Source organism: Staphylococcus felis, from assembly GCF_003012915.1.
In the GTDB taxonomy this organism is placed as follows: Bacteria; Bacillota; Bacilli; order Staphylococcales; family Staphylococcaceae; genus Staphylococcus; species Staphylococcus felis.
Map to the genome: position 1 here is coordinate 353,982 of NZ_CP027770.1, position 23,798 is coordinate 377,779.

Genomic DNA, 23,798 nt, shown 5'->3' on the forward strand with positions numbered 1-23,798 from the left:
AAAGTGAAATTCAGCTAATGTTCATCCTAAAAAAGAGATATGGTGTATGATAATAGACAAGCTCCCTACAAAGCTTTCACTTTTGAAGTGTTTACTTTATAGGGAGCTTATCAAATTGAATTAAATGACTTCTTCCGCACTATTCTCCTGATATATAATGAGATTTACCTCGTAAGAAAAAGCTCAAAATAAGTGCAAGTCCACTGAGTGCAGTGGCTACCCAAAATGCACTGTTAACGCCATCAACTGATGCAAGTTGATTGATAAAACGGATTATTGCAGACGTGGCTTGGGATTCTCCTCCCATTTGTTGCGCCATAGCTTGTAATTGATCTTTGATAAATGGATCCGTACGATCTAAATCTTGTTGGAATGTTGCTAAATGTGATTCTGTTTGCTGTGTCATTACCGTTACTAGAATAGCCGTACCGATTGATCCTGCTAATTGACGCATTGTATTGACCAGTGCATTACCGTGAGAAATTAAACGAGAAGGTAACGCATTCATCCCTGCAGTCATAATAGGCATCATAATAAAGCTCATTCCAAATGATCGGACAATATAAATCATCAAAATACTAGAATATGGTGTGTCCATTGTGAGTTGCGTAAGCTCCCACGTTCCGTAAGTTGTGATGGCCAAACCGATAATTGCCAAAGGTTTAATACCAATTGTATCAAGCAACTTACCAGCAATAGGTCCCATAACACCCATAATTAATGCGCCTGGGAGAAGTAACAACCCAGAATCTAAAGCAGAGAACCCTCGCAAGTTTTGTAAATATAGCGGCAACAAAATCATACCCCCAAATAAACTCATCGTCACAATCATATTAATCACAGCTGTCAATGTATAACCTGAATACTTTAATACTTCAAAATTAAGCATAGGCACTTTCATTGTGACTTCTCGTATTACAAATGCTGCCGTAAATATGATACCGATAATGAACATCACAATTATTTTAGTAGATGTCCAACCATCGTTCCCCGCTTCACTAAATCCATACAATAACGCACCGAAGCCTATTGTACTCAAAATAATACCAGCTACATCCGCTTTAGGATTTGTTGTTTTTTGATAAATACCAAACCAACCGTACGCAATCACAAAAGAAATGATTCCGACGACAAACATTCCGAAAAACATCGTATGCCAATCATAGTTTTCGACTATATAACCTGACAGCGTTGGCCCGATAGCTGGTGCTAATATCATCGCAATACCAAGCGTCCCCATTGCCATACCTCGTTTATGTGGCGGGAAAATGGTCATAAACACATTTGTCCCTAGCGGCATCAGAATACCTGCCCCAATGGCTTGAAATATACGCCCTGTCATCATTACAGGGAAATTCCAAGCAAAGCCACATATTAAAGAACCTATTGTAAAAACAAACATTGAAAATAAAAAGAGTCGTCGATATGAATATTTATTAAATAGAAACGCACTAATTGGAATTAAAATTCCATTCACTAACATAAAACCAGTCATTAACCATTGACCAGTTGATGCCGTAATATTAAAATCCGTATTGATTTTCGGAAGTGCTGTATTGAGCAATGTTTGATTCAAAATGGCAATGAACATCCCAAAAATCATCGCTAACAAAATTTTATTTCGTGTAACCCCTTTTTTAAATATATAGTCTTGCGCCGCATCTTTCACTTGGCTTTGACTTGTCGCTTGACCGCTGGAATCACGCTCAACCTCATTCGTTTCTTCCAACATTTTATTATCATCATGTGTCTTTGCTTCGATATTCGATTGTATATTGCGCTTTGTCATTTTACGTTTACGACTACGCTTTATCAAAATAATGTTTAACAATACAACTATACTAAGGGCAATCACACTATATATGACTACAAACATATGGTGTCCCCTCCTTAGTTTTTGTGTATACTGACTTCTGCATTCATTCCTGGAACTACGCCATTTGAAGGCTGATTATCTAATTTGATAGTGACCGGAACAACCTGTGTCACTTTTGTATAGTTGCCATCGCTATTCGATGATGGCATGAGTGAAAAACTAGATGCCGTAGCTTTACCAATCTGATCAACTTCACCTTTAATTTTAGCGTCTTGACCATCAATTGAAACGTCAACGGCCTGACCTTTTTTTACATCTTGAATTGCTGTTTCGTCAATATTAGCCGTAATATATAAATCATCCATATTGTATGCGTATGCTATCGGTTGACCTGCTTGTGCAACCCCTTCTGATTGAGCATCTAATTTGGCAATCGTTCCATTCGAAGGCATCTCAATAGTCATAGATTGTGATCCACCTTCTCCAGATTGTGATTGTACTTGAGCGACTGTATCACCTTTATTTAATTTGTCTCCTTCTTTGACATCTAATTTCGAGATTTGGCCTGATGCTGGACTTGCTATTTTAATTTGTTGTCCATCAACTTGTGCATTATCCGTTTTGATATAGTTCACTGATTGATTGTAAAAGTAAAAACCCACTATCCCGATAATGACTAATAGTACTATCGATATAATATTAATCATGATTATTTTTTTCATAAATGACTTCCTTTCATTAAAAATTAACATTCACTATTATATGACGAATCCCCTCTATATTTATACAAACAATCTTTTTAAATGTGTCGGATTTTATTTTATATTATACTCAAGTGGGTGATACTATGAATCGAGCTAAAGCGCGTATTAAAATATTTAAAGCCATGGTCAAACTGTTAGAGACCGAAACATTTGAATCCATTACAATTAAACAACTCTGTGCTGAAAGTGGTGTTCACCGCTCTACTTTTTATGCACATTTTGAAGATAAATACCAATTATTTGATACGATGACAGCTTTTCATATGTCGAAATACAAAAAATTAATGGACTATCTTTCACAAACCGTTCAAAACTGTGAATTAGATGAAGTGAAATATAAAGTGTTAAAAACCTTTCAACTGATGTTCCGTTATATTAAACGCTATCAAGCCTTTTTTACTGCAGTCATTGTGACACATCCTCAAGTTCATTTGATTCAAGCGTATATCAAACTAACTAAGGATGCCTACAAAAAGATGCTTAATGATTTACCTAACCTAAATGATGCCGATCATTTTATTCAATATACTATTGGTGGACAGCTTTCACTTATTTACGCCTGGCTTGCGGATGACTGCAAGGAGCCTACACGAAGAATGGCACGAATCTTATATACAAATATTTTGAAAACAGATCGATAAATTTGAAAATTTTTTATATAGTGACCATATACATGAGGTTTATTTCAACGCGCTTGAATTCTTAGTTAAAGTCTAAACAGGATTACAAAGAAAATGGCGAAAGAAGTACCAGTATCTATGCAAATACAGCCAATAAAATGCAAGCATTTAAATAGACTTTGCAAAACACATGGAATTCCTCTCCATCATTTATACAATTTATTGTTACTAATATACAATCAACTGGTACTTATTTAAATATGATAATAAATCCAAGCATATGCGAACTACTGAAGTATATACGAAGTTTAAAAAACTATGTAATCCTCTTAAACAAGGTCGTATAAATATCGGGCTATTGCAAAGTTGATTTTATAAGTGTAATTTTAACAACAAAGGAATCTGTTATATGAGCTATTTTAGATATAAGCAATTCTATAAGGATATTATCACTGTAGCCTTCGCTACTACTTAAGATATAGTGAGATATCTGAAATATTAAGAAAACGTGGTGTTAATGCTCATCATTCAACAGCCTATCGTGGGTAAGTTGGTTTAAGAATATGCTCCTATTTTGTATCAACTTTGTAAGAAAAAGAATAAAAAAGCGTATTATAAGTGGTGTATTGACGAAATATATCAAAGTCAAAAGGAAAAATGGTGTTATTTGTGTCGCGTGATTGATACAGCTAGTCATACATTAGAGATTTGGTTATGTAAAAACGAGATAATCGCTTTGGCAAACCTCTACAGATCAAGCACTTTCAACGAAGTAATCATGTCTAAATTAAAGAAAGTTTTCAAAATTAAATCCAGTTACTATCATTCATCTAAATATATTATTAACCTCATTAAACAAGACCGCTATTATATTAAGGTGAGAAGGACAAAGTATCAATATGACAAAGAATACTCTCAAAGATATTAAATGTATTTATAATCTATATAAGAAGAAAATAAATCTAATATCATTGGATATTATGGTCGCAGTAATATAAGTCTATATTTTTGTTTGTTTACAAATCAGTTAATAAACAGAGAAAAATCTAGCAATATAATCCATAAAAGAATGGATGCTAGAAACGAAAAAGAAGGATATTTTATGATAAGGATTGAAATAGTGTTTATCAACATTATTCTATTCTTATCATTCATTATAAAATTAATGATTAACATATTTTCTAGGTTGTTTATTTTTACTTACAATAATATTAATAATCATCCAAATAATTTGAACAATGAATGGAAATAGAAAAGCTACTACTAACACAATAAAAGCAGCTAATTTAGCATCGTGGATTTGTGTTATGCCTGCAGCATCAACGCTCCTTGTCCAAATAAAGATTGTACTAGCAATAAATATAACTAACCAAAAAGCATTCAGTATCCACCAAAGTATCCATGATAATTTCATAGCAATATCTCCTTTTCAGTTTTTTTACTATAACATCAATTTAATTATAAATCTATATCTTTACTTTGTATATAATATTTTGAATGTATACAAAAAGTATTATCAATATATTATAAACAAACTCTAATAAGTTAGAAAATTTTGTTGCAAAGCAATAAAAAAGAATGCCGATTTTTTTATTGCTAAAAGAAGAAGAGTGTATTGAATATAAAATCCCTAACAATATACCAAGACGAGCAATTAATTCTTCATAGCGAATCCAATTATCTTCAAAAACATTTCTAAAATCAAATTACGTTTTCCAAATTTTTTAAAAGTGATTTGCTTATTTCAAAAGAAATAAAGCTTTTATCATGGTCTGCAACAAACAAGTTCCTATAATATACATAAATATATCGTTAGAGAAGCATATTAACACAGGGGCATATTAAAGGCAAAATCGTTTCTGTATAAACAAGTAACTATGTATGGACTAAAGTGATGTTAGCCTATGCAAACGGGCCTGTATCCTCTTTTATAGTCGCTACGCTATAAAGACGATCAGGCCCTTTTATTGGAGAACTTTTTGAAAATGAAAAACACAAAATAATATGTATCTACTCAACATATCTTTTGCTTAACTCTAATGTATCATGTTTTCATTCATTTGGGGATAGGAATATTTAATTTTTGTTGATTTTTTATTAAAATGAAACACCATTCATTTTTTCTGTCACAATTTGTTCACATTTAGCACTTAAGTCAATTTTTCTTTGAGCAATTCATAATACTTCAAATCGACGTACGCTTCTTTACTTTTACGATATATGTGCTGTTCCATAGTGCCGACATATCTAAAGCCGCATTTCATAGCGACTTGTTGACTTGCATGATTATCGGCTTCCGCTCTCAAAGTTACTTTGTTTAAAGCTAAATCTTGAAACGCAATTTTACAGATTGCCTTGACCACTTTTGTCATAATACCTTGGCCTGTATATTTCTCAACGAGCCAATACCCTATTTCAGCAAATCGTCCCTCTTCATTAAATTGATGTAAGTCTACTGTCCCTATCAACTCATTTGCTTTATAAATAAAATATAATTTTGCCTTTCCTTCTGCCTGTAAAGATAATATTGTTTTTAGAAATTTCTGTTCATCTTCTACAGATGTCGTCATATCGACCCAATCTAGAAATTGTCTTAAATGCGCTCTATTGCAATCCACAGCTTCAAACATTTCGTTTGCATGTTGTATTGTTGGAGCCACTAAGCTCACATCATCATATAGATGAAGTTTAAACTGATGCATCTCACCACTCCCATATCTAAATTTTCTGATTATTTTAGATGAAACCATCCTTTTTGTCAACATACGATATATTCAATAAAAGAGATGAGGTCAGGACTCGAACCTCGTTGTCCTAACTTCATCTCTTTATATCACTCGATAACAGTACTATTCGTCTATCATACGATCGACTTCTTTTTTATTTGTATCCAATATTAATTGTGTGAGTTCCTCTTTATCCATCTTTCTTAATTTTGGCAAACGTATAAAGAAGAAAATAAGTCCTAAAATCGTCCATCCTGCAAGTGCAATGTGCGATGGAAGTGAAAGTGCTGCCGGTGAAATTGGTAATAACAATAACATTAAGAAGATAAATGCAATGATTGAACCGATGATTGCAAACACTTTATAAACCGGTCCATATGTTTTACTATTTTTGTCAAAACTAAATAATCGTGCAGCTGCTAAACATGTAACAAAGTATGCAATCGATACACCTGTTGAAGACATGTCCACAATCCATGTCAGCGCAGTTCGTCCTAACCACGGTGCAATCAATGTTAATGCGACTAAGAAAATAATCGCGACGTACGGCGTTTTATATTTAGGATGTAATTTACTAAATACAGTCGGCATGATACCAGAGCGACCCATAGAAAAGAGTAAACGGCTCGAACTTAATAAGAAACCGTTAAGTCCTGTAAAAATACCCATAATAATCGCAATTGCGAGCACACCTAATCCTATTGAACCAAACGCTTCACGCGTAACAGAACCTGTCAACCATAGATCGCTACCACCACTACTTAACCAACCTGTATATAAAATCATCAATACATAAGTCGCCCCCGCAGCAACCAAACTGTATACAATGAGTTTAAATGTTTTATTAGGCGAAAAGTCAAATTCTTCAGCTGTTTGAGGAATATTATCAAAACCTACATACGCCCATGGTGCCACCGCTACTATCATAATAATCGCTTGAAACCATCCATATTGTGGCCCATTATATGGCTTTAAATTCTCTAAATCAAAATTTGTACCAAAAAATGACCCTATAAACATAAGAACTACTACAATAACCATCGCGATGCAAAAATAATATTGCAACGTTCCTGAAACACTTGCGCCTTTAATAGCAATAAACATAAATATTAACAATAAAAATGACGCAATTAGTATTTCGGTGATATAGACATCCCAACCCGCAATAGTATATAATTTCCCAAACTCAATAAAATCTGGAATTAAAAACTTAATCAACAGACTAAACGCTGTCGCATTCAATGCAACGACACAAATATAACCGAAAGTTAGAAACCATGATGAGAAGAAACTCACATAGCGTCCAAACCCTAAAAAACTAAAAGCAAATCCTCCACCCGAAACTGGGAAACGTTCGACTAGTGCCCCATAACTAACAGCAATAATAATCATCAATAGTGCACCAATAAATATACCTATCGATGCTGCAATAGGTCCAGATGCTTGAATCCAGTCACCAGGGAGTATAAAAGATCCCCATCCAATACAAGAGCCATACGCAATAGCCCATACAAATTTTTCAGACAGATTTTGTTGTAAATCCCCGCGATCTGGCTTTTTATTTTCTTTTTGCATTATTTTCTTCACCCCTGAGTGATTATATACCCTATTTTTAATTCTCAAATACTTTTAAGTTCAATATAAATACTTATAGAGGTATAAAGGTTATTCAAATATCATTCATCTGTCAATAGTTAGTCTTTTAAATACATTTATTTTCCGATACTTTCTCAACTATATGCTTTTAAAAAACGAGTAGAAAAGATTTTGAAGTTCTTTTTCTACTCGTAAGTATCATTGGTTTATTAAATTTTGAATGCGGCAATTGCAAGCATGAGCCAGCCTACAACAAACAACACGCCGCCTATCGGTGTAATAGCACCTAATACACTTACTTGTGTAAGCGATAAGATATAAAGCGAACCACTAAAGAAGACTATACCTAAAAACATGAGCCATCCAGCCCATCCTACATTAATGTGAAGCGTACTTCCTATGATACCAATCAAAATCAAACCTAAACCATGATACATTTGATACGTTGTCGCTTTTTCCCATACTGATAAATAATGTTCAGAGAGCTTACCGTCTAATGCATGTGCACCAAACGCTCCCGTTCCAACTGCTATAAGTGCATTCAGCGCACCTAATATAATAAAGACCTTCATCATCATACCTCCTTAAAAGTCAAATATGGATTCACCGTTTCCTATTTCGTCATCTGTTACCATTCTTTGGTTATTCGATTGAGCGCTGTTTGTTGATGGTGGTGTTTTGCCTCCCATACGTCTTATTTCTTCTTGTGTTACTTTTGATTTTGATATCGATTGATTTTGCATTGCACTGGGGGGCATTTCCGTAACTTTAGTATTTTGGCTCAATGACCTTTCAGACTCGGAATATAAAGATGTTAATTTATATATCGCATAAATATGTTTGTCAAATGCAGCATCTGTCTTGGCTGCATCTGCTTGAACAAGTTCCTCTTCTAATAATTGAATGAGTCGTTCTTTATTCATTGCTTTCTTCCTTTCGTTCACACCACTGAATCGGTGTCTTCCCTTGCTCCACTAGATATTGATTCGCTCTAGAATATGGTTTCGAGCCAAAAAAGCCTCGAAATGCTGATAATGGACTAGGGTGCGGCGATTTGATAATAAAATGTTTTGAGCGATCAATTAAGCGTTCTTTTTCTTGGGCTGGTTTTCCCCATAAAATAAACACAACCCCTTCTTTGTATTCAGAAACAGCTTGAATGATTTCATTGGTAAATACTTCCCAACCAATCCCGCGATGAGAATGTGCTTCTCCTTTTCGTACAGTCAATACTGTATTTAATAATAATACACCTTCTCTCGCCCAATCTTGTAAATGTGGAGATCGGCGTATACACCCTATATCATCTGCCAATTCCTGATACATATTACGCAATGAAGGTGGGAATTTCGCGTTAGGCTGTACTGAAAACGCTAAACCGTGTGCTTGATTAGGGCCATGGTATGGATCTTGACCTAAAATGACCACTTTAATATTTTCAAAAGGCGTTAAATCAAAAGCTTGATAAATATTTTTTCGTTCAGGATACACAATCTCTGTCGCATATTCCTTTTCTAAAAAATCATGCATTTCTTTAAAATCGTGTTTTGACTTTATGTTATGAAATATTGTCGACCATTCCATCCACTTCACCTCAGCTCATATTTTAACATAACTTGTTTTTTAGCACTGTAAAATTAAACCATTTCTATCTGAATCTTTATCATGATATTATAATAATTAAGTAGAAATGAAGTCTGTCACTGATAACTCAAACACATCATGTGGTGAGCAAGTCAATCTATAGCATAAACAGACGGACAAAGGAGTGTACAAATAATGGGATTAAAAAAAGTACTAACAATCGCTGGTTCTGATACGAGTGCCGGAGCAGGGATGCAAGCCGATTTAAAAACATTTCAAGAGCACGACACATACGGTATGGTCGCGCTAGCAGCCATCGTTACAATGGATAAAAAGACGTGGTCACATGACGTGACACCTATTCCTTTTGACGTCTTTAACAAACAGCTTGAAACGGTCATTAGCATTGGTCCTGATGCAGTGAAAACAGGAATGCTTGGGACTCAAGAAGTGATTAAACGTGCCGGTGAAGCTTTCATTGAATCAGGTGCAAAACATTTCGTTGTAGACCCAGTGATGGTATGTAAAGGCGAAGATGAAGTTTTAAATCCAGGTAATACGGATGCAATGATTGAGCATTTATTACCTAAAGCAACTGTAGTCACGCCAAACCTTTTCGAGGCAGGGCAACTGGCTGGATTAGGTACTTTAAAATCGATAGATGATATGAAAAAAGCTGCTGAAATCATCCACAAACAAGGTGCTAAGCATGTTGTTATCAAAGGTGGTAAAGCTTTAGATCAAGATAAATCATACGACTTATACTATGATGGTGAACACTTCTATCAATTAACAACTGACATGTTTCAACAAAGCTATAACCATGGCGCTGGATGTACATTTGCAGCAGCAACAACAGCTAACCTTGCAAATGGCCAAAGTGCTAAAGACGCTGTCATTAATGCAAAAGCATTTGTAGCATCTGCCATTAAAAATGGTTGGAAAATGAATGACTTCGTTGGCCCAGTTGATCACGGTGCGGCCAATCGCATCGAAAAAATTGAAGTAGCAGTTACTGAAATTTAATGATAGTGAACGGAGCTGAGACATAAATATCTCAGTAATCGAAAAACTTCGAGGGTTTCGTAAGCATTTACGAAAAATCTTGAAGTTTTTTCTTTAATGACATGCATAAATGAAGTATTGATGACGAGACTCCTGAGACTGTCCCCCTCGGAAAGCGAAATCATATCATACAAAGTTTTATCATAAAAGGAAGCACTAAGACGTATTTTTATTAAAAATCATCTTAGTGCTGTTTAATTTGGAATTTATCTCCCAGCTTCGTTCTTTTAATCTATTCTAAATTGGCATGGTTTTGTTGCATCGTACTTTCATCAACATGAAGCGCTTCTTGCATGTTTAAGACTAAACTATCTAACATGATTAACGCACTCTGCTCAAACAAACTTCCTAATGGCTGTTGAGACCCTTTCGCATCATGCTTAGTTCCTGCCGGCAATTCAATCGCTAAATCTGCTAATTGACCTATAGGAGAGTCCAGTTTTGTCGTTACTAACACAACTTTTGCATCAACTTCTTTTGCTTTTTCAGCGAGCAATTTTAGATGTGTAGTCGAGCCAGAACCAGAGATAATGACAAACACATCCCCTTTTTGAATGGCGGGTGTTGTCGACTCTCCTACAACATATGCACGTTGGCCAAGCTGATTCAAACGCATCGCAAAGCTGTTCGCTACAAATCCTGAACGGCCTTTTCCAGAGACAAATACTGCTTTTGCATCCATAATTTGTTCTTGCAACGACTGTACTTGTTCATCTTGTATATGACTCAATGTATTTTGGAGTTCATCTAAAATCAATTGATAATGAAGTGATGCCATATTATTTACCTTCAATCGCTTCACGGCAAAGTTTCGCTGCTTCACGTGGGTCATCGGCATTTGCAATACCCCCACCAACAATCACTAAGTCAGGATTCTCAGCCACAACTTCTTTGATTGTATCTGGCTTAATACCACCCGCTACTGCTACTTTTGAATTTTGAATGACTGCTTTTACTTTTCTTAAGCTTTCTAATGGTGATTGACCTTGTGCTTGAAGATCATAGCCAGTGTGTACAGCAATATAGTCAGCGCCCATATCATCTAATTCTTTCGCACGCTTTTCAATATCTTGAACGGCAATTAAGTCAACAAGTAATTGTTTGCCGTGTTTATGTGCTTCTTCAACAGCAGCTTTAATTGAAGCATCTTCTGCAGCTCCTAAAATTGTAACGACATCAGCACCAAATTTAACAGCTTGGCTTACTTCATAGTCTGCAGCATCCATAATTTTTAAGTCTGCTAGCACTTTAACGTCGTCATCTTTTACGTTGTCTTTTAAATGTTGTACTGCTGGTAATCCTTCATTGATAACGATAGGTGTTCCGATTTCTACGATGTCTACATAATCCGTTACTTGTTTGGCAAGTTGCGCCGCTTCTTCTTTATTTAATAAATCAATTGCTAATTGTAGTTCCATTTTTAAAATCAATCCTCCGTTATAATAATCTGTATCCATACAGTAACACATATACCCTGGATTCATATCATCAAACGCTCGGAACCCCTTTAACGCATACAGTCTGGCATTGCTTCGTCATCAACATAAATATCAACATGAGGATGCGAACGTAAAATAGACGCAGGCATATCTGGTGTGATTTCACCCTTTGCCAGGTGAGTTATCGCATCTTTTTTTTGTTGGCCAAAAGCTAATAAAATAATACGCTTAGCCTTCATAATAGACTGAAGCCCCATTGATATAGCTTGTCTTGGAACGTCTTCTTCATTTTCAAAAAAGCGACTATTTGCTTGAATGGTACTTTCAGTTAAATTAACACAGTGTGTTGTACTCTCAAAAGGTGTCCCCGGCTCGTTAAATCCAATGTGGCCATTTTCACCAATTCCTAAAATTTGAATGTCTACTGGCCCTTTCTCATCTAAGAGATTTTCATAACGCTTAGACTCCGCCACAACATCTGTTGCCATTCCGTTTGGCAAATGCAATTGAGATTCAGAAAAGTGAGGATAACGATCAAATAATATATGATGCATATAATAATTGTAGCTTTCAGGGTGATCAGCTGGCACACCTTTATATTCATCTAAATTAAATGTTTCAATGTGCGACACGTCTAGCTTATTTTTTCTAAGTAAACGCACCAAATCACCATACATATCCACCATTGTTCCACCTGTCGCCAATCCTAAGACACTATGTGGATGCTTTAACATTTGGTGGTAAAGTTCACATGCTACATAAAAAGATGCATTTTGACTTGATCCCAAATTTGTAATTCTCATGTTCCATCAATTCTCCTTTATCATATTGACAAATCGTTTTGTAATATCACGAGGACGCGTGATTGCACCACCTACAACAGATGCATAAACGCCTTTGTCAAATACTGCTTTCAACATGTCAGGTGTGATGACATTCCCCTCTGCAATCACTTTCCGATTGACGCTATTTAAGACATCTGTCAAAAATTGAAAATTATTTTCATACAAAAGATGCCCTTTCGTCTCTTCTGTATATCCATATAACGTTGTGCCAATGTAATCAAAACCTAAATCATCTGCATTTTGAGCCTCTTCAATGGTTGCAATGTCTGCCATAATCTCAACTTTGGGTGCCTTTTGACGAATATATTTGACGAGTGTTTTCAAATCTTCATCTGGACGCTTACGTAACGTTGCATCTAATGCAATCACTTCACATCCACTTTCGATAAGCTCATCAATTTCTTTTCGTGTGGCTGTAATGAATACAGACGAATTCGGATAGTCTCTTTTCACAATTCCAATAACAGGTAAATCGACTTCTTTTTTGATTGCTATAATATCTTCTTTTGTATTAGCTCTAATCCCTACAGCGCCACCTTCTTTTGCAGCTAACGCCATCTTGCTCATAATAAAAGATGAATGTAGTGGCTCATCTGGTAGTGCTTGACACGATACAATTAATCCTTGTGGTAAATTCATAACATCGCTCCTTTAACAACATTCAATTTAAATATAACACCTTGAAAATTTACGTCAATATAAAAACTTGTTTTGAAAAGTTTTTTCAAATATACTTCATATAAAGGAGTATATTTATGAAATTTGAAAACCGTATTCAACATCATTTGCATGATTTCACTAAAATTGATCATCATATTAAAAATTATATTTTATCATTGCCACCTGATACTGACTTAGGGTCTATTCAGTCACTTGCTGACACAATGGATGTTTCACCTTCAAGTGTATCTCGTTTTGTACATAAGCTAGGGTACGCCAATTTTCAATCCTTTCGCTTTGCGCTTCAACAAGAATTACAAACACAACATATCGACAATAGTCCTTCCATCCAAATCATGCACCGTCACTATATGTCTATTTTAAATCATACAGGTGAGTTTATCGTAGAAGATGATTTGATGTATCTTGTTGATGCGATACAACAAAGTTCAAAGGTCATCTTTATCGGTATTGGCAGCTCAGGACTCAGTGCACAAGAGTTATACTTTCGAACTTCAAGAATGGGCTTAAATACGATTGCTATCACAGATGCCCATCTGATGACAGTTGTAGGTCACATGTGCGATAAACATACAACCATTGTGGTTTTGTCAAATAGCGGGCAAACAAAAGAAATTGTGCAAAGTATTGCTCATGGCTTTCATAGTGGCGCAGAAGTGATTGCTATCTCGCATTTTCGGACGGCATCACTCGAAAAATATTGTAGTCGTATTATCATGACCGTCGATAAAAACCGTGCTCATGATTCCCAGTTCGTCAATTCACAATTATCGACATATTTTATTATTGATTTAATTAGCTATCATTTGTTGCAAAACACTTCGTTGTACCAGCATTATACTCAAAGTTGTGAAGAAATCATTGCTTTACGGGATAATGAGGCAAAACCCTTTAAATAGCGCTAGCATTTATCCCTCAATAATATGAGCAGACCTATATTAATTTATTGCTTTTTTTAGTAAAATGAAGAGATAATCATATCAGGAAGGCAGTGAATGTTTTGCAACCGATTATAAAAGACGTAGTGCAATCATTACTTGATCAATATACAAATGAACCTGTCTATATCCATGTTGAAACTACAAACGGAGCTTACGCCAATCACTTCGATCAACGTGTTTTTAATGCAGGAACATTTTTACGAAATATACAAATCACTTATACACACGCGCAACTTAAAGGTGGCGTTAAAGACCCTTTTAGAGTTGGACTCAAACTCAATCAAAATGGTTGGGTTTATGTGCAAGGATTAACACATTATGAAATTAATGAAAATGAAGAGTTTTTACTTGCTGGCTTTAATTATGAAGGACAACTTGCAGCCGCACTTCAAATAAGCCGAAAGCCATTTCAAGCATAGAAAGGAGATTTCAATACCGATGACAGAAGAGACGCATATTCTTGTAATTTTTCCACATCCTGATGATGAAACTTTTTCTTCAGCGGGCACACTTGCACAATATAGTGATCAAGGTGTGCCTATTACCTATGCTTGCTTAACGCTTGGACAAATGGGGCGTAATTTAGGTAATCCTCCAATAGCAACACGAGAATCTTTGCCGCATATTCGGGAAAAAGAACTCGAAAAGGCTGCGCATGCTATTGGAATTACGGACTTACGTAAAATGGGATTACGTGATAAAACTGTAGAGTTTGAACCCCATGATGAAATGGATCAAATGATTCAAAACCTTATAGATGAGACGAACCCGTCAACAATCATTTCGTTTTATCCAGGATATGCTGTGCATCCTGACCATGAAGCAACTGCAGAATCAGTTGTGCGCACAGTTGAACGTATAGATACGCATAAACGTCCAAAATTACATCTCGTTGCTTTTAGTAATGATGCTGTTGAGGCGCTTGGCGAACCTGATATTGTGAATGATATTTCCGCATACAAAACGCGTAAATACCATGCTTTCAAAGCACATCAATCACAAACAGGCCCATTCTTAGAGCAGTTGGCAAATCCAAAAGCGAATGCTTCAGGCGCTCCAAAAGAAGCTGAAGCATTTTTAACGACTGAAACATTTTGGACGTATCAATTTAATGATTAACACAGATACAGTATTAAACCTGTGACTTTTATAGTGGAGGAAAAAAGATGACTGAATTTGATTTATCAACACGTGAAGGTCGCTGGAAACATTTCGGTTCGGTAGACCCTATTCAAGGGACAAAACCAACAACAAAAGCTGAAATGACAGACCTTCAAAGTACACATAAAAACTTTTTATTTGAAATAGAAGAAGTTGGGATTAAAAACCTTACTTACCCTGTCTTGATTGACCAATATCAAACAGCAGGAACTTTTAGTTTTTCAACAAGTTTAAATCAAGATGAAAAAGGTATTAACATGAGCCGTATTTTAGAATCTGTAGAAGCTGAATACGATAACGGGATTCGATTAGAGTACGATGCACTGACACAACTTTTAAATCGCTTAAAAACAAATATGAAACAGCATAGTGCAGGAGTCGATGTCTCAGGTAAATGGTTTTTTGACCGCATCAGTCCTATCACTCATATTAAAGCAATCGGTTCAGCCGATGTGACTTATGGCTTAGCGATTGAAGGCGATACCATTACTCGTAAAGAGTTGACACTTACAGCAGCAGTAACGACGCTCTGCCCTTGTTCGAAAGAAATTAGTGAGTATTCTGCACATAATCAACGTGGTATCATCACTGTTAAAGCCCTAATTAATGCACAAGCAACATTACCTGAAGACTACAAAGACATCCTACTTGATGCTATGGAAGCTAATGCAAGCTCAATGTTATATCCAATTCTTAAACGACCAGACGAAAAGCGTGTCACAGAGCGTGCTTATGAAAATCCACGTTTTGTAGAAGATTTAATTCGCCTAATCGCAGCTGATTTAGTAGAATTAGACTGGCTAGATGGCTTCGATATTGAATGTCGTAATGAAGAATCCATTCATCAACACGATGCATTTGCTAAACTCAAATATCGAAAATAATTGAGGGGCTAGGAACATCAACCCCAAAATAAATAGCGCTAAGATGATTTTTAACAGATAATCCGTCTTAGCGCTTTCTTTTATAATAAAACTTTGTATGAGATGGCTTCGCTTAATTAAAAGAAAAACTTCGAGATTTTTCGTAAATGCTTACGAAAACCTCGAAGTTTTTCAATTACCAAGATATTATATCCCAGCCCCATTTTCATCCTTATTTCAAATGTTCATATGGGCTATTTTCTGCAAATGATAAAATTTGGTCGACAAATAATCGTGCACGTAATTGGAACTCGTCATCTGACAAATAATATGTGCCGTCTTCTAATTGTTTGTAGTCTGAATCGTGTGTCGCAATTTGTGTAGGTACGGCAATACCAAGTAATGAACGTACAATAATCCGTAAATGTGATAATGGTTCAGCACTTACAATGCCACCACTGTTATTGACCAAACCGACCGGCTTCATTTTAAATTGATCCATTGTTAAGTGGTCCAGCGCATTCTTCAAAATACCAGAGTACGATCCATGATAATTGGGCGTTCCTAATATAATGAAATCCGCTTCATCCGCAAGTTTCTTTAATTCTTCTGCATTTTGGTTAAATGCATCGATGGTTGGATTTTGACCTGTAAAATCAAGTGTATGCAATGGACGCTCTGCTAAATCAAAAACGTTAACCTCTTGATTTTTCTCTTCTATTTGACCTTTTAAATACTGTGCAAGAGCATGTGTGTGTGAGCCTCTCTTAGCACTTCCAATAATAATTAAACCTTTCATTCTATTATGTCACCTCTTGATTTATTCATTATTTTCTAATACTTTATAAATCGCTTTCGCAACACCACTATTTTCATTTGTGTCTGTTACAAATTTTGCATGTTCCTTTAATTCTGGAATCGCATTCGCCATAGCAACTGGATAACCTACCCGCTCGAGCATTGATTTGTCGTTTAAGTTATCACCTATAGCCATCGTATCTTCCAAACTAATCCCTAACTTTTCCGCAATAGATGCAACTGCAGTTCCTTTTTGGGCATCAGCATGGGTAATTTCAATATTGCCTCTTGATGATGATGAAACCTCTAAATTACTTTTTTCTGACAACCGCGCTTTAACACGCTCAATTTTTTCCAAATCTGTGTCAAACGCGAGTACTTTCATAATGAGTTCCCCAGGGATATCTTCTAGATGGTCATAATTTTCAACGATTTTTAACGTTCCAATGTCAATGCGATGCTGAATGTGCTTTCGAATTTTTTCGATATCTGCTTTTTGACCTGAACGTTCTGCAATATCAATGTATATTGCTAAATCACGCTCTGGATCTTCTGTATAAATCCCCATATTGGTATACACTTGATAATAAATATGATGTCGATCCAGTTCTTGACGAATACGTTGATATAATTCATGATTTAAGCTCGACGTATGAACAATATCGAAGCTCTCATCACGTACTTCTGCCCCATTCAAACAAATATAAGGGACTTTTAACCCGGTTGGTGCAATGGGGTCTTGTGCCTCATAAAATGCACGCCCTGTCGCAATGACTACCGTTACGCCTTGAGATTGTGCATATTGAATCGCTTTAATATTTTCATCAGACACTTCATGAGCAGCATTTAATAATGTTCCGTCCATATCAGTTGCTATTAATTTCACCATGTTATTTCCTCACTTTTCAATTGATGTCCTTATTTCAAACACAATCTTGATAATTCTATTACGATAGATTCATTTTAACAAAATTAAAATCAAAAGTATTTCATTTTGTTCACGCATACACTTTTGAAATTCTTCACATTTTATTTTTCCGTTTTAACCTTAACGCTTGAAAAAATTGTTTTAACAGCTGTCCACAAGAATAGGCCAAGACCCCTGTAATCAACTGTGCACGGTGATTCATTCGCCGGTCTTGAATTAAATTCATTAAACTGCCACTACATCCCCCTTTAGGGTCTGTTGCACCGTACACGACTGTATCAATTCGACTCATCACAATAGTCCCAGAACACATCACACAAGGCTCTAACGTCACATAAAGTGTACATCCTTCTAAACGCCACGTCCCAAGTTTTTCAGCTGCTCGTTCAATCGCAATATGTTCAGCATGAGCCATAGGAAGTTGGGTTGTTTCTCTAAGATTATGTGCACGCGCGATAATTTGATGCTCTTTAACAATCACTGCCCCTATTGGTACTTCTCCTATCGACGCCGCTTTTTTCGCTTCATCTATTGCTATTGACATATAATATTGATGGGTTCTCATTCAGAAATAGCCTCACTTATGTTAGAATTTGTAATGTTAACTAAAAAAAATGGAGAGAACAATTATGAAAAAACCTTTTATCGCTATAGAAGGTCCAATTGGTGTAGGCAAATCGTCACTGACACACATGCTAAGCCAATCGTACCATTATTACGAAGCTAAAGAAATTGTCGATGAAAACCCCTTTTTATCTGATTTTTATGATGATATATCCAAATGGAGTTTTCAAACTGAAATGTTTTTCTTATGTAATCGATATAAAGCATATCAAGATCTGGCACAAATTAATGACGGTATTGTCAGTGATTATCATATTTATAAAAATAAAATCTTTGCACAAAACACATTATCTCCAAAAGAGTTTAATAAATTTTCAAGAATTTATGATATTTTGACTGAAGATTTAATTTCGCCAGATTTTATTATTTTTTTAGATGCTGATTTAGAAATTTTAAAAGAACGCATAGCAAAGCGTGAGCGTAGCTTTGAAAATCAAATTGAAGATGATTATCTGTTAAAACTTAAAAAAGATTATGCAGATTATTACGATTCGCTGTCTCAAACACATAACAATATTTTGTGGATTGATACAACACATATTGATTTTATCAAAAATCCTGATGATTATGATTATATTTTAGCACGAATCAACGAATTAATTGGAGGCACAATCAATGAATAACTATAATATTCCAGAAAATGCAATTATTACAATTGCTGGAACGGTAGGTGTCGGTAAATCGTCACTAACACGTGCATTAGCAGAAAAATTAAATTTTAAAACGTCTTATGAAAATGTCGATCATAACCCTTATCTTGATAAGTTTTATGATGATTTTAAGCGCTGGAGTTTTCATTTACAAATTTATTTCCTTGCTGAACGTTTTAAAGAACAAAAGCGCATGTTTGAATATGGAGGTGGTTTTGTTCAAGACCGCTCTATCTATGAAGATGTTGAAATTTTTGCCAAAATGCATGAAGTGGAAGGGACTATGAGTGAAGATGACTTTCAAACATATTCTAATTTGTTTGAAGCCATGGTAATGACGCCTTACTTCCCCAAACCTGACGTATTAATCTATCTCGAATCAGACTATGAAGATGTCATCCAGCGCATTCAAGCTCGTGGCCGTCAAATGGAAATTGATACAGACCCAGCATATTGGAGAAAGCTCTTCAAACAATATGAAAATTGGATTAATCATTTTAATGCTTGTCCAGTTGTACGTGTTAATATTAATGATTATGACTTATACGAAAACCCTGACTCTATTGAACCTATACTTCACAAAGTTGGGCACGTCATCCAAACACATCGTCAAATTGACACACGTTCATAATCATGAAACAGTCTAGGACATAAATCCCCAAATAATAGCGTAGAGATGATTCATGATTGAATCACCTCTATGCTTTTCTTTTTCAATCATTCGTATTGTTTGGCTCGCATTTCCTAGGGGATGGGGCGAGCCCCTGTCTCGACGCTCATCCTATTCCCTCAGGCGTCTCGCCAACAATACGACGTAATATACATGTAAATTTACATTAAAATACTTTAAAAAAAGACACTTTCGTATCATTGAATGAATCATCTCATCATAAGAAAACTTCGAGATATTTATGCCCAAGCCTGTTTTTATTTTCAATCTCTAATTCTATTGCTTAATACATTGGGCAATTCATTAACGCTGTCGATAACGAAATCTGCCTCCTCAAATTGAGCAGCTTGACCAAGGCCAGTTCGAACACCAATGCTTAATAAGAGGTGGGCATTTTTCCCAGTCAGTATATCATTATCTGTATCTCCAACAATGATGACTTCATCTTTTTTGATACCTTTATCCCATAAAGGCTGTAAAATACGTGAATCTGGCTTTTCATAACCATCACCATTTGTAGAGATGACACATTCAAATAACGCTTCTGTGTCTGTTTGCTTCAAAAATTGTGTGACCCCCTCATCGTTATCGCTCGTGACAATCCCGAGATGATACCCTTCATTTTTGAGTCTTTCTAACATTTCTTTTACTCCTGTATACATGATATTCTCAGGCACACGCTGACGAATTAATTCCTGACTTCGATTTGATGTCCAGTTTGCTGTATCTTGATTTGCAAATTGGTTAAATATACCTATCATATCTTCTAGTGTTCCAGAAGCCATGATACTTCCTTCTTTAAATTGTTTATCTATAACGCCTAGCTTTTGATAAATATCTTCTTTATTTTTAATTTTAAAATGGTAACACACATCATCAATCAATTGTATTCCGATTTTTACCCAACTTTGGTCAAATTGAATAAGTGTTCCGTCCTTATCAAACATAATCCATGAAAGTGCCATTTTGGATAAGCTCCTTTTAATTAAAATAAGGGACTGGGAGATCAATCCCAAAATAAATAGTGCTAAAATGATTTTTAATAGAAGTACGCCTTAGCGCTTCTTTTTATGATATAACATCGCTTTCCGATGGGACAGCCTCAACCTATAGTCTTCGGCTAGTCCTGTTCGTCATCAATACTTCATTTATGTATGTCATCATTCACTATTATATTTAAAAACCAGACACTTTCGTATCCTTTAATGAAAGGAAAAACTTCAAGATTTTTTGTAAATTCTTACGAAAACCTCGAAGTTTTTCGAATGCTGAGATATTTATGTCCCAACCCCTTCCTACGATTAGTCAAGTCTTTATGTTTAAAATAAGCATTACTAAATTAGCCCGTTCAATTTAATTTTTTTGAATAAGGTGTTACACTGTATTTGATTGTACGGTTGGCTAATGTGGGGACATTTGATAATCGTACAATTTCTGATTCATTACTAAATAATGAATCGTTTTTAAGAGACGATTAATACAAGCGATGACGGCAGTCTTGTGAGCTTTCTCATGAGGCTGCTTTCTTAGCTTATAGTAATAATCGACGACATGATTGTCATAATGATGCTGCCCTCTTATTATATTCATAACCACCCAAAATAATAATCTTCTTGCTTTTTTATTGCCACGCTTATTAATTGTGTCTCTACTTTGCGTACTACCTGATTGATATCGTTTGATATCGATGCCTACAAATGCATTTAATTGTTTATTCGATTTAAATCGCGTAATATCTCCAAGTTCTCCAATAATCATAGCTGCAGATAGTTTTCCAATGCCTGGTATTGAATGAATATGTTCAAAACAATCAAGTTGTTGCGCTAATTGAATCATGTCTTCATCTAATTGTTTAAGATGTTGTATAGATTGTTTTAATTGTCTAATTAACAACCGTGCTTTTTCTACAAGGAATGAATGTCTATCGACATTCGGATAGCTTTCCCGAGCAATGTTAACCAATTGGTGTGCGTGATTTTCAGCTTTATTCATAGATAGACCTTTATCAGTCGAATTGAATATATAAGAAATAAGGGTATCAATATCCATATTTCTCACCATATCTGGATGAGTAAATCGTTCTGCGATGTTAAGTGCAATGATAGAATATCGACTACTAAATAATTTTTCTAAACCAGGAAAAGTTTGATGAAGCTGTTCAACAATTTCAAATTTAAGCCGATTTTGTTTATTTTCAATTTCCAGATGAAAACGTACACGCTCTCGCAACTCAAAGAAGATAGCTTCATACATAGGTAAGGTTTCCATTCCTTTTAAAGTAGGTGCTAATTGCGCAAGTTTATGTGCGTCTGACTTATCAGTTTTCCATGATCTTAAAGAACTTGTTCTGAATTTAGCTTCTAACGGGTTCATCTCAATATAATTAATTTGATTTACGCGACAAAATCGAGTCATACCTCTTGAATAAATACCAGTAGATTCAAAAATGATTTGTAGGTGGTCTAAATCATTCAAATACTTTAATAAATAATTATAACCATTTTTATTATTTTGAATGGTAAATTCTCTTTGAAATTGATCGTTATGATAATGAGCTACGACACTACTTCTTTTACTAATATCAACACCTAAGTAATTGATAAATATAGCCTCCTTTAAAGAATTGAGAAGCTTTGAACTTTACTTAGCCTTTTTCATCTCATTTTCCTATACACGGTTTCAAGAACCCAACATACTTCAATCGAATTTCAAAAGGAGAGTAAAGCTGATCAGTTTAAATTGCGGATTCAAAGATCCAAGGGACTGCTCGATCTACTTCTCTCTACAACTATAAAAAATAGCTGTGAAGAAATCTATCGTCATAAATTTCTTCACAGCTAATCTTAGTATGTTTATTGTGCTATATATTGATTAGAAATTAAAGTATCAATTTTGATGATACATCGCTCTATCTTTCATAATGTGGAACGACTACTCGCCAACCATGAGGGTCCTCTAATTTGCCACTTTGAATCCCTGTGTAATGATCATATAATTGTTGTGTCACTGTGCCTGTCTTATTATGGTTGATCACGATTTTTTCTCCTTTGAATTGCAATTCACCAACCGGAGAAATAACAGCAGCTGTACCTGTCCCGAAAATCTCTTCAAGTTCGCCACGTTCATATAATTCGAAAACCTCTTCAACCCCAATACGACGCTCTTCAACATCATATCCTAACATTTTAGATAATTCGATTACAGTTTTACGTGTAATACCAGGTAAAATACTACCATTTAATTCTGGTGTGACAATTTTACCATTAATTACGAAGAAAATATTCATACTACCTACTTCTTCAACATACTTTTGTTCCACACCGTCTAACCATAACACTTGGTCAAATCCTAGCTCATTTGCATTGGCTTGAGCAAGTAAACTTGCAGCATAGTTTCCTGCTACTTTCGCAAAACCTACGCCCCCACGTACTGCTCTCACATATTCGTCTTCAACATAAATTTTAGTAGGACTCAGTGAATCACCACCATAATATGAGCCTGATGGTGATAAAATAATAAGTAAACGATACTCATGTGAAGCATGGACGCCTAAAACGCCTTGTGTCGCAAATACAACCGGACGGATATATAAAGACTGACCTTCTCCATCAGGAACCCAGTCACGATCTACATCGACTAACTGTTTTAATCCCTCTAGTAAAAGCGCTTCGTCAACTTTTGGCATTTTTAAACGCTCGAGCGATTGGTTAATACGCTTGAAATTTTCCTCAGGTCTAAATAAAACGACTTCGCCTTCATGTTTGTATGCCTTTAACCCTTCAAAAACTGACTGGCCATAATGGATACTTTGTGCAGCAGGTGACAATTCAATTGGACCATAAGGAATAATCTTTAAATCGTGCCATCCTTTTTCTTTTGAATATTCAAAGCTTAACATGTAGTCTGTAAACACTTCACCAAATGTAAGTGATGACTGATCTGGTTTTGCTTGTAACGGTTTACGTTCCTCCAAATGGATAAGTTCTGACATGATTATTCCCCCTGTATTTAAATGATTAAATGCATT

At 35.4% G+C, this 23,798-nt stretch carries 26 protein-coding genes and 2 pseudogenes; 10 read left to right on the forward strand and 18 right to left on the reverse strand.

All coding sequences use genetic code 11. The features are described from left to right. Positions 1 to 139 precede the first annotated feature (139 nt). Entirely contained in the window at positions 140 to 1,876 is a 1,737-nt protein-coding gene (locus tag C7J90_RS01745; protein ID WP_103207232.1) for a DHA2 family efflux MFS transporter permease subunit, read from the reverse strand. Between the two features lie 14 nt (positions 1,877 to 1,890). Further along, positions 1,891 to 2,538, reverse strand: coding sequence for an HlyD family secretion protein (locus C7J90_RS01750; protein ID WP_103207230.1), 648 nt, complete (start codon positions 2,536 to 2,538; stop codon positions 1,891 to 1,893). A 125-nt stretch (positions 2,539 to 2,663) separates the two neighbouring features. Here C7J90_RS01750 and C7J90_RS01755 point away from each other — a divergent pair, with 125 nt between their 5' ends. From C7J90_RS01755 to C7J90_RS12285, 3 genes and pseudogenes are all read left to right on the forward strand, one after another. After that, positions 2,664 to 3,221, forward strand: a complete 558-nt coding sequence (locus C7J90_RS01755) for a TetR/AcrR family transcriptional regulator (RefSeq protein ID WP_232618907.1) — start codon at positions 2,664 to 2,666, stop codon at positions 3,219 to 3,221. A gap of 388 nt (positions 3,222 to 3,609) precedes the next feature. Continuing rightward, positions 3,610 to 3,921 (forward strand): annotated as a pseudogene (locus tag C7J90_RS12280) (IS6 family transposase); the annotation flags it as partial. Between the two features lie 51 nt (positions 3,922 to 3,972). Then, positions 3,973 to 4,198, forward strand: a pseudogene (locus C7J90_RS12285) (IS6 family transposase); the annotation flags it as partial. Positions 4,199 to 4,362: 164 nt separating this feature from the next. Here the strand turns inward: C7J90_RS12285 and C7J90_RS01765 are convergent. The 6 genes from C7J90_RS01765 to C7J90_RS01790 form a co-directional block, all read right to left on the reverse strand. After that, positions 4,363 to 4,614, reverse strand: coding sequence for a DUF3923 family protein (locus C7J90_RS01765; RefSeq protein WP_103210784.1), 252 nt, complete (start codon positions 4,612 to 4,614; stop codon positions 4,363 to 4,365). A gap of 736 nt (positions 4,615 to 5,350) precedes the next feature. Continuing rightward, positions 5,351 to 5,902, reverse strand: coding sequence for a GNAT family N-acetyltransferase (locus C7J90_RS01770; protein WP_158701888.1), 552 nt, complete (start codon positions 5,900 to 5,902; stop codon positions 5,351 to 5,353). Positions 5,903 to 6,049: 147 nt separating this feature from the next. Continuing rightward, positions 6,050 to 7,501 (reverse strand): APC family permease, encoded by a 1,452-nt coding sequence (locus tag C7J90_RS01775; protein WP_103209533.1) that lies wholly within the window; start codon positions 7,499 to 7,501, stop codon positions 6,050 to 6,052. A gap of 230 nt (positions 7,502 to 7,731) precedes the next feature. Continuing rightward, positions 7,732 to 8,094 (reverse strand): DUF423 domain-containing protein, encoded by a 363-nt coding sequence (locus C7J90_RS01780; protein WP_103209531.1) that lies wholly within the window; start codon positions 8,092 to 8,094, stop codon positions 7,732 to 7,734. A 12-nt stretch (positions 8,095 to 8,106) separates the two neighbouring features. Then, positions 8,107 to 8,445, reverse strand: coding sequence for a DUF5327 family protein (locus C7J90_RS01785; protein ID WP_103209529.1), 339 nt, complete (start codon positions 8,443 to 8,445; stop codon positions 8,107 to 8,109). Next, positions 8,438 to 9,106 (reverse strand): uracil-DNA glycosylase, encoded by a 669-nt coding sequence (locus C7J90_RS01790; protein ID WP_103209527.1) that lies wholly within the window; start codon positions 9,104 to 9,106, stop codon positions 8,438 to 8,440. Before C7J90_RS01790 ends, C7J90_RS01785 begins: the two co-directional genes overlap by 8 nt. A 195-nt stretch (positions 9,107 to 9,301) precedes the next feature. On the opposite strand from C7J90_RS01790, the gene thiD reads away from it, so the two are divergent. Next, positions 9,302 to 10,132 carry a bifunctional hydroxymethylpyrimidine kinase/phosphomethylpyrimidine kinase gene (thiD, locus tag C7J90_RS01795; protein WP_103209526.1) on the forward strand — a complete coding sequence of 277 codons (831 nt, stop codon included), beginning with the start codon at positions 9,302 to 9,304 and terminating at the stop codon, positions 10,130 to 10,132. 271 nt (positions 10,133 to 10,403) lie between these two features. Here thiD and hxlB read toward each other — a convergent pair whose 3' ends face one another. The 4 genes from hxlB to C7J90_RS01815 all read right to left on the reverse strand — a co-directional run bounded on the left by hxlB (position 10,404) and on the right by C7J90_RS01815 (position 13,094). Further along, a complete protein-coding gene (hxlB, locus tag C7J90_RS01800) occupies positions 10,404 to 10,949 on the reverse strand; it encodes a 6-phospho-3-hexuloisomerase (protein WP_103209524.1) in 546 nt (181 codons plus the stop codon). 1 nt (position 10,950) lies between these two features. Beyond that, positions 10,951 to 11,589 carry a 3-hexulose-6-phosphate synthase gene (gene hxlA / locus C7J90_RS01805; protein ID WP_103209536.1) on the reverse strand — a complete coding sequence of 213 codons (639 nt, stop codon included), beginning with the start codon at positions 11,587 to 11,589 and terminating at the stop codon, positions 10,951 to 10,953. 89 nt (positions 11,590 to 11,678) lie between these two features. Next, complete coding sequence (nagB, locus tag C7J90_RS01810; RefSeq protein WP_103209523.1) at positions 11,679 to 12,413, reverse strand: glucosamine-6-phosphate deaminase; 735 nt, start codon at positions 12,411 to 12,413, stop codon at positions 11,679 to 11,681. Between the two features lie 6 nt (positions 12,414 to 12,419). Continuing rightward, positions 12,420 to 13,094, reverse strand: a complete 675-nt coding sequence (locus tag C7J90_RS01815; RefSeq protein ID WP_103209521.1) for an N-acetylmannosamine-6-phosphate 2-epimerase — start codon at positions 13,092 to 13,094, stop codon at positions 12,420 to 12,422. 116 nt (positions 13,095 to 13,210) lie between these two features. Here C7J90_RS01815 and C7J90_RS01820 point away from each other — a divergent pair, with 116 nt between their 5' ends. The 4 genes from C7J90_RS01820 to folE2 all read left to right on the forward strand — a co-directional run bounded on the left by C7J90_RS01820 (position 13,211) and on the right by folE2 (position 16,122). Then, the gene (locus tag C7J90_RS01820; protein ID WP_103209520.1) at positions 13,211 to 14,035 is read left to right on the forward strand and encodes a MurR/RpiR family transcriptional regulator; all 825 of its coding nucleotides are present in this window, start codon (positions 13,211 to 13,213) and stop codon (positions 14,033 to 14,035) included. A gap of 101 nt (positions 14,036 to 14,136) precedes the next feature. Continuing rightward, positions 14,137 to 14,496 carry a YojF family protein gene (locus C7J90_RS01825; RefSeq protein WP_167388984.1) on the forward strand — a complete coding sequence of 120 codons (360 nt, stop codon included), beginning with the start codon at positions 14,137 to 14,139 and terminating at the stop codon, positions 14,494 to 14,496. 19 nt (positions 14,497 to 14,515) lie between these two features. Next, entirely contained in the window at positions 14,516 to 15,196 is a 681-nt protein-coding gene (gene bshB2, locus C7J90_RS01830; protein WP_103209517.1) for a bacillithiol biosynthesis deacetylase BshB2, read from the forward strand. A 47-nt stretch (positions 15,197 to 15,243) separates the two neighbouring features. Then, positions 15,244 to 16,122 carry a GTP cyclohydrolase FolE2 gene (gene folE2 / locus C7J90_RS01835; protein ID WP_103209515.1) on the forward strand — a complete coding sequence of 293 codons (879 nt, stop codon included), beginning with the start codon at positions 15,244 to 15,246 and terminating at the stop codon, positions 16,120 to 16,122. 211 nt (positions 16,123 to 16,333) lie between these two features. On the opposite strand, the gene C7J90_RS01840 is transcribed toward folE2, so the two are convergent. The 3 genes from C7J90_RS01840 to tadA form a co-directional block, all read right to left on the reverse strand. Next, positions 16,334 to 16,900: an NADPH-dependent FMN reductase gene (locus tag C7J90_RS01840; RefSeq protein ID WP_103209513.1), complete on the reverse strand. Its 567-nt coding sequence runs from the start codon at positions 16,898 to 16,900 to the stop codon at positions 16,334 to 16,336. A 21-nt stretch (positions 16,901 to 16,921) separates the two neighbouring features. Further along, entirely contained in the window at positions 16,922 to 17,788 is an 867-nt protein-coding gene (locus C7J90_RS01845) for a Cof-type HAD-IIB family hydrolase (RefSeq protein WP_103209512.1), read from the reverse strand. A gap of 133 nt (positions 17,789 to 17,921) precedes the next feature. After that, positions 17,922 to 18,392 carry a tRNA adenosine(34) deaminase TadA gene (tadA, locus tag C7J90_RS01850; protein WP_103209510.1) on the reverse strand — a complete coding sequence of 157 codons (471 nt, stop codon included), beginning with the start codon at positions 18,390 to 18,392 and terminating at the stop codon, positions 17,922 to 17,924. Positions 18,393 to 18,456: 64 nt separating this feature from the next. On the opposite strand from tadA, the gene C7J90_RS01855 reads away from it, so the two are divergent. Beyond that, a complete protein-coding gene (locus C7J90_RS01855) occupies positions 18,457 to 19,074 on the forward strand; it encodes a deoxynucleoside kinase (RefSeq protein WP_103209508.1) in 618 nt (205 codons plus the stop codon). Continuing rightward, a complete protein-coding gene (locus C7J90_RS01860; protein WP_103209506.1) occupies positions 19,067 to 19,732 on the forward strand; it encodes a deoxynucleoside kinase in 666 nt (221 codons plus the stop codon). Before C7J90_RS01855 ends, C7J90_RS01860 begins: the two co-directional genes overlap by 8 nt. Before the next feature lie 302 nt (positions 19,733 to 20,034). Here C7J90_RS01860 and C7J90_RS01865 read toward each other — a convergent pair whose 3' ends face one another. From C7J90_RS01865 to C7J90_RS01875, 3 genes are all read right to left on the reverse strand, one after another. Then, positions 20,035 to 20,736: an HAD family hydrolase gene (locus C7J90_RS01865; RefSeq protein ID WP_103209504.1), complete on the reverse strand. Its 702-nt coding sequence runs from the start codon at positions 20,734 to 20,736 to the stop codon at positions 20,035 to 20,037. Between the two features lie 436 nt (positions 20,737 to 21,172). After that, a complete protein-coding gene (locus tag C7J90_RS01870) occupies positions 21,173 to 22,372 on the reverse strand; it encodes an IS110 family RNA-guided transposase (protein ID WP_280522916.1) in 1,200 nt (399 codons plus the stop codon). 307 nt (positions 22,373 to 22,679) lie between these two features. After that, on the reverse strand, positions 22,680 to 23,762 hold the full coding sequence (locus C7J90_RS01875; RefSeq protein WP_103207213.1) for a branched-chain amino acid aminotransferase: 1,083 nt from the start codon (positions 23,760 to 23,762) through the stop codon (positions 22,680 to 22,682). Between the last annotated feature and the right edge of the window lie 36 nt (positions 23,763 to 23,798).

Bases quoted from the DNA above. Each gene is read 5' to 3' on its own strand.
- C7J90_RS01865 (WP_103209504.1), bottom strand. From the start codon at position 20,736: ATGGCACTTTCATGGATTATGTTTGATAAGGACGGAACACTTATTCAA.
- nagB (WP_103209523.1), bottom strand. From the start codon at position 12,413: ATGAGAATTACAAATTTGGGATCAAGTCAAAATGCATCTTTTTATGTA.
- C7J90_RS01875 (WP_103207213.1), bottom strand. From the start codon at position 23,762: ATGTCAGAACTTATCCATTTGGAGGAACGTAAACCGTTACAAGCAAAA.
- C7J90_RS01750 (WP_103207230.1), bottom strand. From the start codon at position 2,538: ATGAAAAAAATAATCATGATTAATATTATATCGATAGTACTATTAGTC.
- C7J90_RS01785 (WP_103209529.1), bottom strand. From the start codon at position 8,445: ATGAATAAAGAACGACTCATTCAATTATTAGAAGAGGAACTTGTTCAA.
- C7J90_RS01840 (WP_103209513.1), bottom strand. From the start codon at position 16,900: ATGAAAGGTTTAATTATTATTGGAAGTGCTAAGAGAGGCTCACACACA.
- C7J90_RS01755 (WP_232618907.1), top strand. From the start codon at position 2,664: ATGAATCGAGCTAAAGCGCGTATTAAAATATTTAAAGCCATGGTCAAA.
- C7J90_RS01745 (WP_103207232.1), bottom strand. From the start codon at position 1,876: ATGTTTGTAGTCATATATAGTGTGATTGCCCTTAGTATAGTTGTATTG.
- C7J90_RS01770 (WP_158701888.1), bottom strand. From the start codon at position 5,902: ATGCATCAGTTTAAACTTCATCTATATGATGATGTGAGCTTAGTGGCT.
- C7J90_RS01855 (WP_103209508.1), top strand. From the start codon at position 18,457: ATGAAAAAACCTTTTATCGCTATAGAAGGTCCAATTGGTGTAGGCAAA.
- C7J90_RS01820 (WP_103209520.1), top strand. From the start codon at position 13,211: ATGAAATTTGAAAACCGTATTCAACATCATTTGCATGATTTCACTAAA.
- C7J90_RS01765 (WP_103210784.1), bottom strand. From the start codon at position 4,614: ATGAAATTATCATGGATACTTTGGTGGATACTGAATGCTTTTTGGTTA.
- tadA (WP_103209510.1), bottom strand. From the start codon at position 18,392: ATGAGAACCCATCAATATTATATGTCAATAGCAATAGATGAAGCGAAA.
- C7J90_RS01775 (WP_103209533.1), bottom strand. From the start codon at position 7,501: ATGCAAAAAGAAAATAAAAAGCCAGATCGCGGGGATTTACAACAAAAT.
- bshB2 (WP_103209517.1), top strand. From the start codon at position 14,516: ATGACAGAAGAGACGCATATTCTTGTAATTTTTCCACATCCTGATGAT.
- C7J90_RS01845 (WP_103209512.1), bottom strand. From the start codon at position 17,788: ATGGTGAAATTAATAGCAACTGATATGGACGGAACATTATTAAATGCT.
- C7J90_RS01790 (WP_103209527.1), bottom strand. From the start codon at position 9,106: ATGGAATGGTCGACAATATTTCATAACATAAAGTCAAAACACGATTTT.
- folE2 (WP_103209515.1), top strand. From the start codon at position 15,244: ATGACTGAATTTGATTTATCAACACGTGAAGGTCGCTGGAAACATTTC.
- thiD (WP_103209526.1), top strand. From the start codon at position 9,302: ATGGGATTAAAAAAAGTACTAACAATCGCTGGTTCTGATACGAGTGCC.
- C7J90_RS01815 (WP_103209521.1), bottom strand. From the start codon at position 13,094: ATGAATTTACCACAAGGATTAATTGTATCGTGTCAAGCACTACCAGAT.
- C7J90_RS01780 (WP_103209531.1), bottom strand. From the start codon at position 8,094: ATGAAGGTCTTTATTATATTAGGTGCGCTGAATGCACTTATAGCAGTT.
- hxlA (WP_103209536.1), bottom strand. From the start codon at position 11,589: ATGGAACTACAATTAGCAATTGATTTATTAAATAAAGAAGAAGCGGCG.
- hxlB (WP_103209524.1), bottom strand. From the start codon at position 10,949: ATGGCATCACTTCATTATCAATTGATTTTAGATGAACTCCAAAATACA.
- C7J90_RS01860 (WP_103209506.1), top strand. From the start codon at position 19,067: ATGAATAACTATAATATTCCAGAAAATGCAATTATTACAATTGCTGGA.